Origin of the sequence: Pseudomonas paraeruginosa PA7 (assembly GCF_000017205.1) — a bacterium.
Taxonomy (GTDB): domain Bacteria; phylum Pseudomonadota; class Gammaproteobacteria; order Pseudomonadales; family Pseudomonadaceae; genus Pseudomonas; species Pseudomonas paraeruginosa.
Window position 1 is genome coordinate 207,170 of the sequence record NC_009656.1, and the last position, 17,300, is coordinate 224,469.

At 66.3% G+C, this 17,300-nt stretch carries 19 protein-coding genes; 10 read left to right on the top strand and 9 right to left on the bottom strand.

Going from position 1 to position 17,300, the window contains the following annotated elements; translation table 11 throughout:
- Positions 1-209: 209 nt before the first annotated feature.
- From PSPA7_RS00925 to PSPA7_RS00950, 6 genes are all read left to right on the top strand, one after another.
- Positions 210-938, top strand: a complete 729-nt coding sequence (locus PSPA7_RS00925; RefSeq protein WP_011979161.1) for an SDR family oxidoreductase — start codon at positions 210-212, stop codon at positions 936-938.
- Positions 939-962: 24 nt separating this feature from the next.
- The gene (locus PSPA7_RS00930; RefSeq protein WP_003156084.1) at positions 963-1,550 is read left to right on the top strand and encodes a 2-hydroxychromene-2-carboxylate isomerase; all 588 of its coding nucleotides are present in this window, start codon (positions 963-965) and stop codon (positions 1,548-1,550) included.
- Between the two features lie 229 nt (positions 1,551-1,779).
- Positions 1,780-3,129, top strand: a complete 1,350-nt coding sequence (locus PSPA7_RS00935; RefSeq protein WP_079262148.1) for a C4-dicarboxylate transporter DctA — start codon at positions 1,780-1,782, stop codon at positions 3,127-3,129.
- 48 nt (positions 3,130-3,177) lie between these two features.
- Entirely contained in the window at positions 3,178-3,864 is a 687-nt protein-coding gene (locus PSPA7_RS00940; protein ID WP_011979163.1) for a FadR/GntR family transcriptional regulator, read from the top strand.
- 100 nt (positions 3,865-3,964) lie between these two features.
- Complete coding sequence (locus tag PSPA7_RS00945) at positions 3,965-4,699, top strand: GntR family transcriptional regulator (RefSeq protein ID WP_011979164.1); 735 nt, start codon at positions 3,965-3,967, stop codon at positions 4,697-4,699.
- Positions 4,700-4,877: 178 nt separating this feature from the next.
- The gene (locus PSPA7_RS00950; RefSeq protein ID WP_228380085.1) at positions 4,878-5,267 is read left to right on the top strand and encodes an aegerolysin family protein; all 390 of its coding nucleotides are present in this window, start codon (positions 4,878-4,880) and stop codon (positions 5,265-5,267) included.
- Between the two features lie 66 nt (positions 5,268-5,333).
- On the opposite strand, the gene PSPA7_RS00955 is transcribed toward PSPA7_RS00950, so the two are convergent.
- The 4 genes from PSPA7_RS00955 to PSPA7_RS00970 form a co-directional block, all read right to left on the bottom strand.
- Positions 5,334-6,224, bottom strand: a complete 891-nt coding sequence (locus PSPA7_RS00955; protein ID WP_011979166.1) for a LysR family transcriptional regulator — start codon at positions 6,222-6,224, stop codon at positions 5,334-5,336.
- A gap of 296 nt (positions 6,225-6,520) precedes the next feature.
- On the bottom strand, positions 6,521-6,802 hold the full coding sequence (gene parE, locus PSPA7_RS00960; RefSeq protein WP_003156094.1) for a type II toxin-antitoxin system toxin ParE: 282 nt from the start codon (positions 6,800-6,802) through the stop codon (positions 6,521-6,523).
- Positions 6,799-7,026 carry a CopG family ribbon-helix-helix protein gene (locus PSPA7_RS00965; protein WP_003083775.1) on the bottom strand — a complete coding sequence of 76 codons (228 nt, stop codon included), beginning with the start codon at positions 7,024-7,026 and terminating at the stop codon, positions 6,799-6,801. Before PSPA7_RS00965 ends, parE begins: the two co-directional genes overlap by 4 nt.
- A 175-nt stretch (positions 7,027-7,201) precedes the next feature.
- Positions 7,202-7,822 (bottom strand): SEN1982 family lipoprotein, encoded by a 621-nt coding sequence (locus PSPA7_RS00970; protein ID WP_011979168.1) that lies wholly within the window; start codon positions 7,820-7,822, stop codon positions 7,202-7,204.
- A gap of 100 nt (positions 7,823-7,922) precedes the next feature.
- On the opposite strand from PSPA7_RS00970, the gene PSPA7_RS00975 reads away from it, so the two are divergent.
- Complete coding sequence (locus tag PSPA7_RS00975; protein ID WP_011979169.1) at positions 7,923-8,423, top strand: LEA/WHy family protein; 501 nt, start codon at positions 7,923-7,925, stop codon at positions 8,421-8,423.
- 72 nt (positions 8,424-8,495) lie between these two features.
- Positions 8,496-8,837, top strand: coding sequence for a zinc ribbon domain-containing protein YjdM (locus PSPA7_RS00980; RefSeq protein ID WP_003101229.1), 342 nt, complete (start codon positions 8,496-8,498; stop codon positions 8,835-8,837).
- A 119-nt stretch (positions 8,838-8,956) separates the two neighbouring features.
- Here PSPA7_RS00980 and gabP read toward each other — a convergent pair whose 3' ends face one another.
- From gabP to bauA, 4 genes are all read right to left on the bottom strand, one after another.
- Positions 8,957-10,384 (bottom strand): GABA permease, encoded by a 1,428-nt coding sequence (gene gabP / locus PSPA7_RS00985; protein ID WP_011979170.1) that lies wholly within the window; start codon positions 10,382-10,384, stop codon positions 8,957-8,959.
- A 168-nt stretch (positions 10,385-10,552) separates the two neighbouring features.
- Positions 10,553-12,046, bottom strand: a complete 1,494-nt coding sequence (locus PSPA7_RS00990) for a CoA-acylating methylmalonate-semialdehyde dehydrogenase (protein WP_011979171.1) — start codon at positions 12,044-12,046, stop codon at positions 10,553-10,555.
- A gap of 80 nt (positions 12,047-12,126) precedes the next feature.
- Positions 12,127-12,414, bottom strand: a complete 288-nt coding sequence (gene bauB, locus PSPA7_RS00995) for a beta-alanine degradation protein BauB (protein ID WP_003156101.1) — start codon at positions 12,412-12,414, stop codon at positions 12,127-12,129.
- Positions 12,414-13,760 (bottom strand): beta-alanine--pyruvate aminotransferase, encoded by a 1,347-nt coding sequence (gene bauA, locus PSPA7_RS01000; RefSeq protein ID WP_003156103.1) that lies wholly within the window; start codon positions 13,758-13,760, stop codon positions 12,414-12,416. Before bauA ends, bauB begins: the two co-directional genes overlap by 1 nt.
- 135 nt (positions 13,761-13,895) lie before the next feature.
- Between bauA and bauR the strand changes: the two genes are divergently transcribed.
- Positions 13,896-14,813 carry an HTH-type transcriptional activator BauR gene (gene bauR / locus PSPA7_RS01005; protein ID WP_011979172.1) on the top strand — a complete coding sequence of 306 codons (918 nt, stop codon included), beginning with the start codon at positions 13,896-13,898 and terminating at the stop codon, positions 14,811-14,813.
- A 105-nt stretch (positions 14,814-14,918) separates the two neighbouring features.
- Here bauR and guaD read toward each other — a convergent pair whose 3' ends face one another.
- Positions 14,919-16,289 (bottom strand): guanine deaminase, encoded by a 1,371-nt coding sequence (gene guaD, locus PSPA7_RS01010; RefSeq protein ID WP_079262149.1) that lies wholly within the window; start codon positions 16,287-16,289, stop codon positions 14,919-14,921.
- Positions 16,290-16,611: 322 nt separating this feature from the next.
- Between guaD and PSPA7_RS32330 the strand changes: the two genes are divergently transcribed.
- Entirely contained in the window at positions 16,612-17,052 is a 441-nt protein-coding gene (locus PSPA7_RS32330; protein WP_161440567.1) for a hypothetical protein, read from the top strand.
- Positions 17,053-17,300 lie beyond the last annotated feature (248 nt).

Consider the following 17,300-nt stretch of genomic DNA (forward strand, 5'->3'; position numbering starts at 1 on the left):
CGCCGTTGGCGTTATCCGCCCTACTGGGGTGAAGCGCCATCGTTCCAAGCCCCTCCGCACGGACCCCACTTCCCTTCAAGGCCGGGAAGGGCAAACCAATCGTAGCGCAGGCAGAGTCCCCACTCTCGGTAGTTGACAAGTTCCTTTAAAGAACCAACTATCCATCAATATAAGTTCTAAAAAAGAACTATAAGAGGGAGGCCTGTGCAATGACCCAACGCAAAGCGGTTCTGGTAATGGGCGCCGGCGACGCCACCGGTGGCGCCATCGCCCGGCGGTTCGCCCGCGAGGGCTACGTGGCCTGCGTCGCCCGGCGCAACGCGGAGAAGCTGGAGCCGCTGGTGCAGGCCATCCGCGACCAAGGCGGCGAGGCCCTGGCCTGCGCTTGCGACGCGCGCCAGGAGCAGCAGGTGATCGATCTCTTCGCCCGCATCGAGCGCGAGGTCGGGCCGCTGGAGGCGGTGATCTTCAACGTCGGCGCCAACGTCTGGTTCCCGATCACCGAAACCACCGAACGGGTCTACCGCAAGGTCTGGGAAATGGCCGCCTTCGGCGGCTTCCTTAGCGGCCGCGAGGCGGCGCGGGTTATGCTGCCGCGACAGCGCGGGACGATCATCTTCACCGGAGCCACCGCCTCGCTGCGCGGCCGCGCGCACTTCGCCGCGTTCTCCGGCGCCAAGTTCGCCCTGCGCGCCCTGGCCCAGAGCATGGCGCGCGAGCTGGGGCCCAAGGGCATCCACGTCGCCCATCCGATCATCGACGGCGCCATCGACACCGACTTCATCCGCGAAACCCTGCCCGAGCTGTACAAGCGCAAGGAGCAGGACGGCATCCTCGATCCCGAGCACATCGCCGAGACCTACTGGCAGATCCATTGCCAGCCACGCGATTGCTGGGTGCACGAGCTGGACCTGCGCCCCTGGACGGAAACCTTCTGATCACCGCCACGGAAAGAGCCACGCATGAACAAACAGATCGAGTTCTTCTTCGACGTCGGCAGTCCCACCACCTACCTGGCCTGGACCCAACTGCCACGCATCGCCGCCGAACGCGGCGCGACCATCGCCTGGCGGCCGATGCTGCTGGGCGGCGTGTTCAAGGCCACCGGCAACCATTCGCCGATCGAGGTGCCGGCCAAGGGGCGCTACACCCTCCACGACCTGGCGCGCCATGCGCAACGCTACGGCGTGCCACTGGCCTTCAACCCGGCCTTCCCGATCAACACCCTGACGCTGATGCGCGGCGCCCAGGGCTACCTCGGCGGCGAAGGCTTCCATCCCTACCTGAAAGCGGTGTTCGAAGCGTTGTGGGTACGACAGCAGAACCTCGGCAAGCCCGAGGTGGTCGCCCAGGTGCTGGCGGAGGCCGGGTTCGACCCGGATGAGTTCCTCCGCCTGGTTGGCGACGAGCAGGTCAAGGAGGGGCTCAAGGCGACCACCGAAGAGGCGGTGCGGCGCGGCGTCTTCGGCGCGCCCAGCTTCTTCGTCGGCGACCAGTTGTTCTTCGGCCAGGATCGCCTCGATTTCGTCGCCGAGGCCCTCGCCGGCTGACCTCCTCTTCCTCGCGGCGAGCCGCTCTGGCCCGCCGCCTTGCGCCATCCGAGCGCCCTTCTCCCGGCTGCGGCCCGCGCGTGCCGTGGATCCTGGCCATTCGTCGCGCTCGCCGTTGGTGGCTTGTCAGGCCGGCTTCTTTGCGTATAGGCTGAACTGGTCAGACCGGTAATACCACAATAAAAATGCCTTCATCGCCCGCCTCCGCGAGGCCCGATGGAAGCGCCGAATGGAGACTCCTGCGATGTTCATCAAGCGCTGTTCCCGCTCGATATTCCTGCAAGTCGTGATTGGCCTGGTGATAGGCGTCCTGTGCGGAGTCGGCATTCCCGACCTGGCCGTGCAGATGAAGCCGCTGGGCGACGGATTCATCAAGCTGATCAAGATGCTCATCGCACTGATCGTCTTCTGCGTGGTGGTCAACGGCATTTCCGGCGCCGGCGACCTGAAGAAGGTCGGCCGCATCGGCCTGAAGTCGGTGATCTACTTCGAGATCCTCACCACCATCGCCCTGGTCCTCGGCCTGGTGGTGGCCTACAGCCTGGGCCTGGGCAGCGGCGCCAACATCCATCTCAACGAGCTGCCCGCCGGCGACATCGCCTTGTACACCGGGCGCACCCAGGAAATCCACGGCCCGGTGGCGTTCCTCATGGGCTTGATCCCGACCTCGGTGTTCAGCGCCTTCGCCGAGAACGACATCCTCCAGGTCCTGCTGTTCTCCGTGCTGTTCGGCAGCGCCCTGAACCTGGTCGGCGAGCAGGCCAGCGGGGTGGCCCGCCTGATCAACGAATTCAGCCATATCGTGTTCCGCATCATGGGCATGATCGTGCGCCTGGCGCCGCTCGGCGTGTTCGGCGCGGTGGCCTTCACCACCGCCCGCTACGGCGTCGACTCGCTCAGCCACCTGGGCGCGCTGGTGCTGGTGTTCTACGCCACCTGCCTGGTCTTCGTCATGGCCGTGCTCGGCAGCGTGCTGCGCCTTTCCGGGGTGCGCATGCTGCCGTTCCTGCGCTACTTCCGCGAGGAACTGCTGATCGTGATGGGCACCGCTTCCTCCGACGCGGTGCTGCCGCAGGTGATGCGCAAGCTCGAGCACATGGGTATCCGCAGTTCCACGGTGGGGCTGGTGATTCCCACCGGCTACTCGTTCAACCTCGACGGTTTCTCGATCTACCTGACCCTGGCGGTGGTATTCATCGCCCACGTCACCGGCACGCCGCTGGCGATGACCGACCTGCTCACCATCCTGCTGGTGTCGCTGGTGACCTCCAAGGGCGCCCATGGCATTCCCGGCTCGGCCCTGGTGATCCTCGCCGCGACCCTCACCGCGGTGCCGGCGATCCCGGTGGCCGGGCTGGTGCTGGTGCTATCGGTGGACTGGTTCATGGGCATCGGCCGCGCGCTGACCAACCTGATCGGCAATTGCGTGGCCACGGTGACCATCGCCCGCTGGGAAAACGACATCGACCTGCCGCGCGCCCAGGCCATACTCGACGGGCGCCTGGAGGCACCGACCAGGACCGGCGGTGAGCCGCTCGAGCGCGGCGTGGTGGCCGGCGAAGGCAAGCTGCAGGGCTGAGGCCGCGGCATGATGGGAAGTCAGATTCGCACGTAAAAGGGAGGCGACATGTTTTCTTCGTCCAAGCTGGTCAACGCGGTCGCCCAGCGCCTGCTCGACACCATCGAGCAGGGCCGTTGGGTCGCCGGCCAGATGCTGCCCGGCCAGCGCGAGCTGGCGGAGCAGATGGAAATCAGCCGGCCGAGCCTGCGCGAGGCGATCATGGTCCTGGAGACCCTCGGCGTGGTCCGTTCGATGCCGGGCAAGGGCGTGATGGTCCTCGAGCGCAGCGAGCCGCTGCGCGAGGTCGCGGCACCCGGCGAGGCCACCATGGAGGACGTCCTGCAACTGCGCTACGCGCTGGAGCCGTTCATCGTCGGCATCGTCGCGCAGAGCGCCGGCGCCGCCGAGATCAGCGAGCTGCGGCTGTTGCTGCTGGACCTGCGCGAGGCGGTCGAGGACGGCGCCGCGCAGGCCGTGGTGGAGGCCTACACGGCCTTCCACCGGCGCCTGGTCAAGCTGACCTCGAACCCGATCTTCCTCAGCGTATCCGAGCAGATCGGCAGCGCCCTGGAGCGCAGCGACAACCTGGTGCGGCGGCAGCCGGAATATGCCGAGGAGATCCTCCAGGAGCACGAGGCGATCCTCCGCGCGATCCGCCAGCATGACAGCGAGCGGGCGAGCCAGGCGATGCGCCAGCACATCCTCAACGAAGGCGCGCGGCTGAACATCGACCTGCGCCTGCCGCAGGGCTGAGCGCCCGCGCCACGTCTCCAACCTGGTTCCGCCGCGGTGGCCGGACGGTTCTCGTCCGGGGCCCGCGACGGCCCACAAGCATGACTCGACAGGTGTGATCATGGTCGGATTCGAAGCACGTACCCCGCAGGGCGCCGCGCTGCGCCCCACCAGCCATTTCGTCTACGAAAGCATCTACACGGCGATCCTGGAAAAGCGCCTGGCGCCGGCCGCCAAGCTGAGCAAGGAAACCCTCGGACAGATCTTCCGGGTCAGCAACGGCACCATCCAGCGCGCCCTCACCCGCCTCGCCGAGGACGGCGCGGTGGTGATGGCGCCGAAGGAGGTCGCCAGTGTCGCCCGCCCGGACGAGCGCCAGGCGCGGCAGGTGCTGGAGGCCCGCCTGTTGGTGGAGAGCGAGGTGCTGCGCCAGCTGCGCAAGGGGGTGGACGCGACCACCCTGGACGAGCTGCGGGCGCTGGTCGACGAGGAACAGGCCTGTCTCGAGGCGCGCGACAGCGCCGGGGTGATCCGGCTCGCCGGGCGCTTCCATCTGCGCCTCGCCGAATGCACCGAGAATCCGCTGCTGCTTGGCTTCGTTCGCGGCCTGGTGGCGCGTGCCTCGCTGGACATCGCGTTGAACAAGGGCGCGGTCTACAGTGTCGAGGCCTGCGTCGCCCAGCGTGGCCTGCTCGATGCACTGGAGGCTGGCGACAGCGTGGCGGCCACTGAGCTGATGGACGAGTACCTGCGCGGCCTGTTCGCCCGCATGCGCTTCCTGCCACCGCCCACCACCGACCTGCGCAAGGCGTTCGGCATGAGCGCCCGTCGGCAGGACAAGCGCCAGGAGGCCTGATTCCCACCCTCCTCCGCCTACCATATCTGGCAGGCGGGGGTGGCTGTTCGCCCTCCCGTGGTTGAACAGATCGGGGATGGCTCCGTGCTGGTCGGCGTAGCCAAGGGTCCGTTGCGAGCGCCCGGTCCTGTCCGTATGTCTGCAGGAACCTGTGAGCGCATGGTCAATGGAGATCGACATGGCATACGCAGAATGGATCGCAGTGAAGGTCGTTGTATCCAACTCCATCGGTACGGCGGGCATCCGCAACGCCACCCTGCAATGGGGCATGTTCTGCCGCTGCTCGAACAGGGACGACGAAATCTCGGCCGAGAAAGACAGCAGCATGAACGTGCAGGCCGGCAGCCCGCAGTGGATCGCTTCCTGCGGACGGGAGAACGCCGCGTCCGGTACCCGGGGCTGCTTCGACTGCCACGACGGCAACACCAAGATGGGTACCTTCAGCTGGGATGATCCCCGGAAATCCGGCGCCACTCAAACCCGGCACTTCACGCCGGCGTCGCAGAACTACGCCGGTATCAGCAGCGGCGGCAACGCCACCGGAGCGGCATCGGCGAGGTCACCCTGACCCTCGGCCGCTTCTCCTGACGGCACCTGGAGCCGGCCGGCGATCCGCCGGTCAGCTCCGCCGCCCCTACCCCGTAGCGAATGCCCGCCGCAGCGCTTCGATGGCGACCTTCACCTTGGCAGGCTGGGCATCACGCCGCGGTGTCACCGCATGGATCCCCAGGTCCGGTAACTTCCACTCCGGCAAAAGCCGCTGCAGGCGACCTGCGTCCAGGGCCTCACGGACCTCCGGCAACGGCTGGCAGGACACGCCCAGCCCATCCAGGGTGAACTGGCGCACCGCGAGCATGCCGTTGGCCGCGACCCGTGGTTCCAGGCGCAGCTTGCAGACTTCGCCATCGGCGCCGGTGAGGGTCAGGAGGTTGAACTGACTGGCGGTGTTCAGGGCGATCCAGTCGAGCTCGAGCAACTGTTCCGGGCGTTTCAGCGGCGCGCGTTGGCGCAGGTAGCCCGGCGCCGCGCAGAGGATGTGGTTCCAGTCGCCGAGATGGCGCGCCACCAGGCTGGAGTCGGCGAGATTGCCGACGCGGATCGCCAGGTCGATGCGCTCGGCGACCAGATCGATGCGTTCGTCCTGGAAGAACAGCTGCAGGCGCAGCTGGCGGTGATCCTCCAGCAACGGTTTCAGCGCCTGGGTGATCAGCGAGCCGGACAGCCCCACCGGTGCCGCCAGGCGCAACTCGCCAACCGGCGCATCGCGCCATTCGCCAAGCCGTCGCTCGGCCTCCTCGGCGATCGCCAGCATCTGCGCGCAACTGCGATAGAACGCCTCGCCGGCTTCGGTCAGGGTCAGCCGGCGGGTGGTGCGATGCAGCAAAGTAACCTGGGCGCGGCTCTCCAGCCTGCGGATCTGCTGGCTGACTGCCGAAGGGGTCAGGCCCAGGCTCTCCGCTGCGGCCGCCATCGAGCCCTTGTCCACCACAGTGGCGAAGATCGCCATGCCTTTCAGCGAATCCATGCCGGTTCCTCCTTATGGGTACCTCCGCCAGGGAAAAAGCGCCGGAAAAAGCGCGAGAAAGCGTGCCCAGCGGCGAAGGCGTCGACTTTCGGAAAATGCGGACGCAGATAGGAGCGAAGAACAAGTCAATTAAAGAACTGATCAGCTAACCGGGGTCGCAAGTCAATCATTCTCATTGGGTTGGTCGAAAAATGTCCATTATTTGTTAATTATGAATGTTTCGCCCGAAGTAAAGACATTCGTATAAGTCAAGATAAATATTCGTTTTGAAACATCTTGTAACCGTGTGACCACTTTCAGGGGGTAATTTCGACCCTGTCGATGCGCAAAATCTGGATTTCCTTGCCTTTTACCCGAAATGGGGCGCTGAACGGCCAGCGCTCCAGCGCCAGGGTGCGTACGCCTGGCACCTCGCTGGGTCGCCCCGCCCCCTGGTTGGCCACCTCCTGTAGCGGTTTCACCTGCTCGACGATGTCCTGGACGGCTTTCAGCGCTTTCTCCGGGCCGATCAGCACCACGTAGTGGTCATAGATGGCGTCCAGGTCGGCGGCCGCCTTGCGGGTCCACTTCAGGCTCATTGCAGCCCCCAGCGCTTCTCGATCTCGGTGTGTTCCAGCAGGCGACCGGCATTGGCATCGGCCAAGCCTTCATCGATGGCAGCGACCTGCCACTGCTGCCTTTCCAGGTACTGCGCGAGCGCCTGCCGCAGGTGGTAGGGGCGGTCGCGGTGGGTGGCGCGGGCCAGTTCGTCGAGGGCCGCGACCAGGGCATCATCGGCGCGGAACGAGACTACGGTGCTCATTTTCTGATCAGCTTCGTTTTCGATGTATACGGTGTTTACAGTGAAAACGAATGTATACGAAAGCGATCGGGCGAGCAAATGCCAGGCTGTTTCGTCCGACGAAAAAACCTTTATCGATCAGTGGCTTGGATTAGGAGCCCGCCCCGAGCGGGGCGGGCGGAAGGGCGGCGCGGGATTACCAGGCCTGATTGAAGTGGAAGCCCTGCCTGGGCGAGAAGCGGGTGTTGACGAGCTTGTAGCCTTCCTCGCCGCGCGGCTTGACCAGCGAGACCTGGCCGACCTGCGGTTGGGTGATCTGTTGCAGGGTGGTCAGGCTGGCCTGCTTGAGCACCTCGGGGTTCTTCGCCCAGTCCTTCACTCCGCGTGGCCTGACCTCGACGGTGACGAGCCAGCCCTTTTCCACGGCCGGGCCGTGGTCGTCGGGCTTGGCGGGGTCTACCGAACGGACGCTGACGTCGAAGCCGCTGCTGTAGCAGAAGGCCTTCGACTCGGGCTTGTAGTCCTCGCGGCCGGCGGGCGTGAGGGCGTAGGTATCGCCGTCGCGTTGCAGCAAGCCGACGCCGACCAGGGCGTCGTAGACCGCGGCGTTGCCTTTCGCCGGGCCGGGGCCGGAGAAGCTGTCGGAGAGCGTCACCGGGAACGCCTTGAACAGGGTGGAGCTGGCGCAGGCGGGTTTGTCGAAGCCGCGCTCGGTGAGCAGGCGGGCGATCTCCTCGCTGGACGGAGCCGGATCCGAGCAGGCGGCGAGGAACAGTGGGAGGGCGGCGACGAGGCCGCGCAGAACGCGTGTAGGCATGGGCATGTCCTTTGTCCATTGGCGCAGCCGGATCGGCTGCGCGGCGAATTCTAGCGGCTGTGGCACCATGGGCGCACATTCGACCCAAGGAGGAGAACCCATGCGCCTGCCTGCGAACCTCGGCCGCCTGCTGCCGGCCCTGTGCCTGGGCGTCCTGTTGAGCGCCTGCAGCACCTTCGGCCAGCGCGATCCGTTGCGTATCGACCTGGTCGGCCTGGAACCCCTGCCGGGGCAAGGCATGGAAATGCGCTTCATGGTCAAGCTGCGGGTACAGAACCCCAACGACGAGCCGATCGAATACAACGGCATCGCCCTCGACCTCGACGTCAACGGCCAGCCCCTGGCCAGCGGCGTCAGCGACCAGGCCGGCGAGGTGCCGCGCTTCGGCGAGCGGGTGGTGAGTGTGCCGCTGACCGTCTCCGCCTTTTCCGCCTTCCGCCAGGCCTGGGGCCTGAGCAACAACGCTCCGACCCAGGGCATGCCCTACGTGGTGAAGGGCAAGCTCGCCGGAGGCCTGTTCGGCACCGTGCGCTTCAGCGAAAAGGGCACCCTCGACTTCCCCGGGCCGGCCGTCGGCGTGCCGAAGACCAAGGGGCTCTGAGGCGGTTCGGCAGGGCAGGGAGAAACCCTATATAATCTGCGGTTTTCGTCCCCCTGCTGAAGAGAGAATGCCGTGAGCACGCTGCCGCCCTGTCCCCAATGCAATTCCGAATACACCTACGAGGATGGCGCGCTGCTGGTCTGCCCTGAGTGCGCCCATGAATGGTCGCCGAACGAGGCCGCTACGGCGTCCGACGATGGCAAGGTGATCAAGGACTCGGTGGGCAACGTCCTCCAGGACGGCGATACCATCACCGTGATCAAGGACCTGAAGGTGAAGGGCTCCTCGCTGGTGGTGAAGGTCGGCACCAAGGTGAAGAACATCCGCCTGGTGGACGGTGACCACGACATCGATTGCAAGATCGACGGCATTGGCGCGATGAAGTTGAAATCTGAATTCGTCAGGAAGGTCTGAGACGACCTCTTGCCTGAAGAAGCCCGGCCATTGGCCGGGCTTTTCTTTGGAGGGCTGTCCGGGTTCTCTCTCCATGGGGAGGAGGGGCCGGGCCGGGTGGCGCCACCCCGGTGGTGGGCTCAGACCCGCGCCGTCTTCCCGGCGTAGTCCTCGCCGAGGCGCGGCTTGCGTCGCGCGTTGAGCAGCCCGAGGCAGACGGTGAAGATCGTCAGCAGGGCAGTGGCGAACACCTCGTGGCGATGCTCCGGCATGACCAGCATGATGCTCAGCGCGGCGACGATGAACAGGATCACCGCCCAGGTCAGCCAGGGATACAGCCACATGCGGAACTCGATGGGCTGGCCGCTGGCCTGCAATTGCTTGCGCATGCGCAGCTGGGCCACGGCGATCACCAGGTACACCAATAGCGCCACGGCGCCGGAGCTGGCGAGGAGGAAGGTGAAGACCTTCTCCGGCGCGAAGTAGTTGACGATGGTGGTGAGGAAGCCCACCGCGGTGCTGGCCAGCACCGCCGGGCGCGGTACGTGGGCGGTGTTGGTCAGCTTGAGCACGCTCGGGGCGTCGCCGCGCCTGGCCAGGGAGAAGACCATCCGCGACGAGGTGTAGATCGCCGAGTTCAGGCAGCTGGCCACGGCGACCAGTACCACCAGGTCGACGATCAGCTTGGCGTGCGGGATGTCCAGCAGCTCCAGGGCGCGCTGGTAGGAGCCGACCTGGATCAGCAGCGGGTCGTTCCACGGCACGATGGAGATCACGATGAAGATCGACACCAGGTAGAACAGGCCGATCCGCCAGATCACCGAGTTGGTGGCGCGGGTGATCTGCTTCGCCGGGTCCTTGGACTCGGCGGCGGCGATGGTGACGATCTCGGTGCCCATGAAGCTGAACATGGTCGTCAGCAGGGCGCCGAGCACCGCGCCGTAGCCGTTCGGCACGAAGCCGCCGTGGCTCGCCATCAGGCTGGACAGGCCGCTGACCTCACGCTCCGGCAGGCCGCCGACGATGGCCACCGCGCCGAGCACGATGAAGGCGATGATGGCGATCACCTTGAGCAGCGCGAACCAGAACTCGAACTCGCCGTAGCGGGCCACGCTGAACAGGTTGGTGACGGTGAGCAGGAAGGTCACCGCGAGGGCGAAGATCCAGGTGTCGATGGCCGGGAACCAGGCGTTGAGGATGGCCGCGGCGGCGATCGCTTCGAGTGGGATCACCAGCACCCAGAACCACCAGTAGAGCCAGCCGATGGTGAAACCGGCCCAGCGGCCGATGGAGCGGTCGGCGTAGGTGGAGAAGGAACCGGTGTCGGGGGAGGCGACCGCCATTTCCCCGAGCATGCGCATGACCAGCACCACCAGGGTGCCGGCGATCAGGTAGGCGAGCAGGGCGGCCGGGCCGGCGGCGGCGATGGCATGGCCGGAGCCGACGAACAGGCCGGCGCCGATCACCCCGGCGATCGACAGCATGGTGACGTGGCGTTGTTTCAGGCCGGGCGCGAGCGAGGCGTTGCGCTTGTCCGGCAGTTGTGAAGCCAGTACGACTTTGGACATCGTTGAGACCCTTTAATTGTTCTTGGGCAAGGTCTGGGCCGCCTTGTGGGCGACGCCATGGGCGCGGCCGTGGGTGAGGTTTCACGGCGGTGGAACGTAGCGGACTCCCGATTGCGGAAAAAGAAAAAAGGCATGGTCGTCACCGACCATGCCTGTCGTCGTCAGCCTTCAGAGGCTGGGGAAGGCGAATTGCGAGGCCTCGTGGCTGGCCCGCTGCGGCCAGCGCTGGGTGATGGCCTTGCGCCGGGTGTAGAAGCGCACGCCATCCGGGCCGTAGGCGTGGAGGTCGCCGAACAGCGAGCGCTTCCAGCCGCCGAAGCTGTGGTAGGCCACCGGCACCGGCAGCGGGACGTTGACGCCGACCATGCCGACCTCGATCTCGTCGCAGAACAGGCGGGCGGCCTCACCGTCGCGGGTGAAGATGCAGGTGCCGTTGCCGTATTCGTGGTCGTTGATCAGTTGCATGGCCTCTTCCAGGCTGTTGACGCGAACCACGCACAGCACCGGGCCGAAGATCTCTTCCTTGTAGATGGTCATTTCCGGGGTCACCCGGTCGAACAGGCTGCCGCCGAGGAAGAAGCCGTTCTCGTGGCCGGCGACCTGGTAGCCACGGCCGTCGACCACCAGCTCCGCGCCCTGGGCCACGCCGCTGTCGATGTAGCCGGTGACCTTGGCCTGCGCGGCGGCAGTGACCAGCGGGCCCATGTCGAGACCGCAGGAAGTGCCGGCACCGATCTTCAGCGCCTTGATCTGCGGCACCAGCTTGGCGATCAGCGCGTCGGCCACCTGGTCGCCGACGCATACCGCCACCGAGATCGCCATGCAGCGCTCGCCGCAGGAGCCGTAGGCGGCACCCATCAGCGCGCTGACGGCGTTGTCGAGGTCGGCGTCGGGCATCAGCACCGCATGGTTCTTCGCGCCGCCCAGGGCCTGCACGCGCTTGCCGCGCTTGGTGCCCTCGGCATAGATGTATTCGGCGATCGGGGTCGAGCCGACGAAGCTGATGGCCTTCACTTCCGGCGCCTGGATCAGGCCGTCCACGGCGTCCTTGTCGCCGTGCACCACGTTGAGCACGCCCTTCGGCAGGCCGGCTTCGTGGAACAGCTCGGCGATCAGCAGGGTGGAGCTGGGGTCGCGCTCGGAGGGCTTGAGGATGAAGGTGTTGCCGCAGGCGATGGCCAGCGGGTACATCCACAGCGGCACCATCGCCGGGAAGTTGAACGGGGTGATCCCGGCGACCACGCCGATCGGCTGGAAGTCGCTCCAGGCGTCGATGTTCGGGCCGACGTTGCGGCTGTACTCGCCCTTGAGGATTTCCGGGGCGGCGCAGGCGTACTCGACGTTCTCGATGCCGCGCTTGAGCTCGCCGGCGGCGTCTTCCAGGGTCTTGCCGTGTTCTTCGCTGATCAGCTTGGAAATCCGCGCCTCGTTCTGTTCCAGCAGCTGCTTGAAGCGGTACAGCACCTGCGCACGCTTGGCCGGCGGGGTGTTGCGCCAGGCCGGGAAGGCGGCCTTGGCGGCGTCGATGGCCTTCTGCAGGGTCTTGCCATCGGCCAGCGGCACCTTGTGGATGGCTTCGCCGGTGGAGGGGTTGAAGACGTCGGCGCTGCGGCCGCTGTCGGCGACCAGTTCGCCGTTGATCAGGTGTTGGAGCATGCCCATCTTGTTTTCTCTTCTCGCTAGGGGTGATGAAAGGGCCGTGGCCCTTTCCCTTTACCCGCTCCCTGGGGAGCGGGTGCGGATCATTTGATCTCGGTCTCGATGAAGACCACTTCGTGCGCGCTGGCATTGACCACGTTGTGTTCCACGCCGGCCTTGCGGAAATAGGCCTGGCCGGCGACCAGTGGCGCGTGGCGGTCGCCCTCGGCGGTTTCCAGCAGCAGCGTGCCATCGGTCATCGGCACCACCACGTAGTCGTGGCCGTGGCGGTGGCGCCCGGTTTCCGCGCCGGGGGCGAAACGCCATTCGGTCACGATCACCTCGGCGTTGTCCACCTGCACGGTGGGTACGGCTTGCGGGCGGCCGCTCATCAGGCGATGCCGTCGAGCGCTTCGCCGACCGCGTCGAACAGGCGGTCCAGCTCTTCCGGCCTGGCGTTGAAGGTCGGGCCGAACTGCAGGGTATCGCCGCCGAAGCGCACGTAGAACCCCTGTTGCCAGAGCTTCATGCCGGCCTCGAACGGACGCACGGTCGGATCGCCGTCGCGCGGGGCGATCTGGATCGCGCCGGCCAGGCCGCAATTGCGGATGTCGATGACGTTCTTCGCGCCTTGCAGGCCGTGCAGGACCTTCTCGAAGTGCGGCGCCAGCTCGGCGGACTGCTGCACCAGGTTGTCGCGGGCCAGGATGTCCAGCGCGGCGAGGCCGGCGGCGCAGGCCACCGGGTGCGCGGAGTAGGTGTAGCCGTGGCTGAATTCAACCGCGTGCTCGGGCAGCGCCTGGTTCATGAAGGTGTCGTAGATCTCGCTGCTGGCGATCACCGCGCCCATCGGCACGGCGCCGTTGGTGACCTGCTTGGCGACGTTCATCAGGTCCGGGGTGACGCCGAAGTATTCGGCGCCGCTGTAGGTGCCCAGGCGGCCGAAGGCGGTGATCACTTCGTCGAAGATCAGCAGGATGTTGTGCTGGTCGCAGATCTCGCGCAGGCGCTGCAGGTAGCCGACCGGCGGCACCAGCACGCCGGCGGAGCCGGACATCGGCTCGACGATCACCGCGGCGATGTTCGAGGCGTCGTGCAGTTCGATCAGCTTGAGCAGTTCGTTGGCCAGTTCGACCCCGCCGGTCTGGGCCATCCCGCGGGTGAACGCCATGCCCGGTTGCAGGGTGTGCGGCAGGTGGTCGACATCCATCAACTGGCCGAACATCTTGCGGTTGCCGCCGATCCCGCCGAGGCTGGTGCCGGCGACGTTGACCCCGTGGTAGCCGCGGGCGCGGCCGATCAGCTTGGTCTTCTGCGGCTGGCCCTTCAGGCGCCAGTAGGCGCGGGCCATCTTGATCGACGTGTCGGCGCATTCGGAGCCGGAACCGGTGAAGAACACGTGGTTCAGTTCGCCGGGCAGCAGCTGGGCGATCTTCTCGGCCAACTGGAAGGACAGCGGGTGGCCGTACTGGAAGCCCGGCGAGTAGTCGAGGGTGCCGAGCTGGCGAGCCACCGCCTCCTGGATTTCCTTGCGCGAGTGGCCGGCGCCGCAGGTCCACAGGCCGGACAGGCTGTCGTAGACCTTGCGGCCCTTGTCGTCGGTCAGCCAGCTGCCTTCGGCGGCGACGATGATCCGCGGGTCCTTCTGGAAGTTGCGGTTGGCGGAGAAGGGCATCCAGTGGGCGCGCAGGTTGAGTTCGCTGGAAACCGGCGGGGCCACGTTGAGCGGCTGGTTCATCGTTCGATCCTCGGGCTTTCTTGTTGGAGGGTTCCGCGCACGCGGCGGCGGAGCGTTTGGATCAAGCTTGGCCCTGACGAAAGGTTAGATAAAGCTTATTCTTCTCACGTTTGGTTTCGACTGGGTAAAACAATAATGGGCAAATCCCGCAACCCTTCGCTCGGCCAGGTCAGCGATTTCGATATCCGCCTGTTGCGCATCTTCAAGACCATCGTCGAGTGCGGCAGCTTCTCCGCCGCCGAGAGCACCCTGGGCCTCAGCCGCTCGGCGATCAGCCTGCACATGGGCGACCTGGAGAAGCGCCTGGGCATGCGCCTGTGCCAGCGCGGCCGCGCCGGCTTCGCCCTGACCGACGAGGGCCGCGAGGTCTATCGCGCGACCCAGACCCTGCTGGCGGCGCTGGAGGGCTTTCGCGCCGAGGTCAACGACCTGCACCAGCACCTGCGCGGCGAGCTCAACATCGGCATCATCAACAACCTGGTGACCCTGCCGCAGATGCGCATCACCCACGCCCTCAGCACGCTCAAGGGACAGGGGCCACAGGTGCGGATCAACATCGGCATGACCACTCCCAACGAGATCGAGCTGGGCGTGCTCGACGGTCACCTGCATGTCGGCGTGGTGCCGTTGATCAGCCCGCTCTCGGGCCTGGAGTACCTGCCGCTGTACGACGAGCACGCGCAGCTCTATTGCAGCCGCGGCCACCCGCTGTTCGAGCGCGCCGACGGCGACATCGCGGTGGACCAGGTGCTCGCCGCCGACGCCGTGGCGCCCAGCTACCGCCTGCCCGCCGAAGCCCAGGCGCGCCACCAGGAGCTGAACAACAGCGCCAGCGCCTCGGATCGTGAGGGCATGGCGTTCCTGATCCTGACCGGCAACTTCATCGGCTACCTGCCGTCGCACTACGCCGCCGACTGGGTCGCCGCCGGGATGCTCCGCCCATTGCTGCCGGAGCGCTTCCACTACGCCATCGCGCTGACCATCGTGACCCGCAAGGGCCGCCGGCCGAACCTGGTGCTGGAGCGGTTCCTGGAGGCGGTGGCGGTGTCATGAGGATCTGGCTGGAGTGATGCCGGCAGATTGGCGCGGTATGCGCCCTTTGCTCATCCGGGCGAGGGGCGGTGGAGGAGCGCCAGGCCGATCCAGCGTGGGTGAGGCTCACCCCTTCGCATGGCGCCGCTCCCCCAGCACCCAGGTTGCCGCCACCGCGCGGTCGTCGCCCAGGGTGTTGAGCACGAACAGGGTATCGGCCAGTCCGCGCGCATGCTCCATGCGCTGGGCGATCATCGGCGTGGCGGCGAGGTCGAGGGCGACGAAGTCGGCCTCGCGGCCGGGCAGGAAATTGCCGATCAGGCCGTCCAGGCCGAGCGTCCTGGCGCCGCCGAGGGTGGCCAGGTAGAGAGCCTGGAACGGATCGAGACTGGCGCCGCGCAATTGCTGGATCTTGTAGGCGTCGGCGAGGTTGGCCAGCAGCGACAGGCTGGTGCCGCCGCCGAGGTCGCTGCCGATGCCGACACGGATGCCGTACTGCTGGGCGCGGCCAAGATCGAACAGGCCGGAACCCATGAACAGGTTGGAGCTGGGGCAGTGCGCCAGCGCCGCGTTCTTGTGCGCCAGGCAGCGGCACTCGCGTTCGGACAGGTGGATGCCGTGGGCGAACACGCTGCGTTCACCGACCAGCCCGGCACGGTGATAGACGTCGAGGTAGTCCTGGGCCTGGGGAAACAGCTCGCCGACCCAGGCGACTTCCTTGAGATTCTCCGAGAGATGGCTGTGCAGGTAGACGCCGGGATACTCGTCCAGCAGGCGCGCCGCCGCGGCCAACTGCCCGGGCGAGGAGGTCGGCGCGAAGCGCGGGGTGACCGCGTACTGCAGGCGCCCGTTGCCGTGCCAGCGCTCGATCAGCGCGCGGCTCTCGGCGTAGCCGCTGGCCGCGGTATCGCAGAGTGCCGGCGGGGCGTTGCGGTCCATCAGCACCTTGCCGGCGATCATCCGCAGGCGGCGCTTCTGCGCGGCCTGGAAGAAAGCTTCGGCGGACACCGCATGGACAGTGCCGAATACCAGCGCGGTGGTGGTGCCATGGCGCAGCAGTTCGTCGAGGAACAGCTCGGCCTGGACGGTGGCATAACCGGCATCGGCGAAGCGCTGCTCGGCGGGATAGGTGTGGGCCTCCAGCCAGTCCAGCAGCTGGGTGCCGTAGGAGGCGACCACCCCGAGCTGCGGATAGTGCACATGGCAGTCGACGAAGCCGGGCAGCAGCAAGCGTCCCGGATGCTCCTCCAGCGCCAGGCCGGCGGGCAGCCGTGGCAGCAGGTAGGCGGCGTGGTCGAGGGCACGTACCTGGCCGTGCTCGATCCACAGCAGGCCGTCGTCGAAATACTCCCAGGCCTTGTCGCCGAGCTTCGCCGGGTCGCCGAGGAAATGCAGGATGCGCCCGCGGTGGGCCGAGCTGCTCATCGCGCGTGCGCCATGACCGGAACACAGGGCAAGCGGGGGGACGAAGTTGCCAGCCGATACCGCATCGTTCATCTCCTCTGCCGCAGGAAAGGGCTTTCGCCTCTTTTAGTCCGGAAAATCGGTGGAAATATCCCGCCCTTGGCGCGCGATGCCCCGCCGGAGGTATCGGCGAAGAACGCCAGCGGAGTCTTCATCGGCTCCCCGGCTTTGTCATTATGCGCTGTGCGCATGCTGTGGATAAGTCTGTGTGCAGACTTTCTGCGAAGGGCCGGGCGAGCCGTCGCGGGCAGCGTGCTTCCGGCCTCCGGCAGGTAGTCCGCGCAAAGTGCTTCGGCACCATGGAAACGCCTTGCGAAATGCCCGGCCGGCGACCGGCCCTTCTGTGGGTTTGTCTGTGGAAAAGCTGTTCGCATTAGCCACTGAAAAAGTTGCATCGCTGGCTGGCGGAAAGGCTTCAGGCGGGGCCGCAGGATTTCTCCTGGCCGGCGAAAAACCCAGGGAAAGGGCGATGTGGGAGGCGCCACAATGGTGCGTCGCCAGACTGTGGACAGCGCAGCCGTGCATGGCCGCGCCGAGCATACCCCCGTCGATCACCGCGGACTTCGCTGAAAAGCCGGGAAACCCAGTGTTCACGGGCCAGCGGACGCTGAAAGGGAACATCCTCGAGGCATTTTCGCGGACGCTCTCGATCGGCGCGATTCCTGTGGAAAAGCTGTTGGCAAACTGTGCTGTATGCATGCCGCCGGGTCTCCTCCGGGGATTCAGCCGAGCGCTGGTCTCGTCGGCGGGCGGTATTCCGCCGTACTCCCCTGAGCGGCTGTTGAAGGCTTGTTGATAAGTCTGTTGGCAAAGTGTTGGAAAAAATGTCTCGCCGGGTCGCGTTCATGGCCTGCCGGGTTGGCTGTTTTCTGTCCACCACGGTAGTCGTGAAATTCGCCGGGACGGTCGGCGGGGATGGCTCCCCGGGATGCCGGGCGGCTGTCGGCATGCTGTGGATAACTCTGTGCGCAAGGTGGTGATGACTGTTTCGCGAGAAATGCCCACGCTCGTTCGTCGCCGCGTTGCTCGCAAATGCGTCGTGGT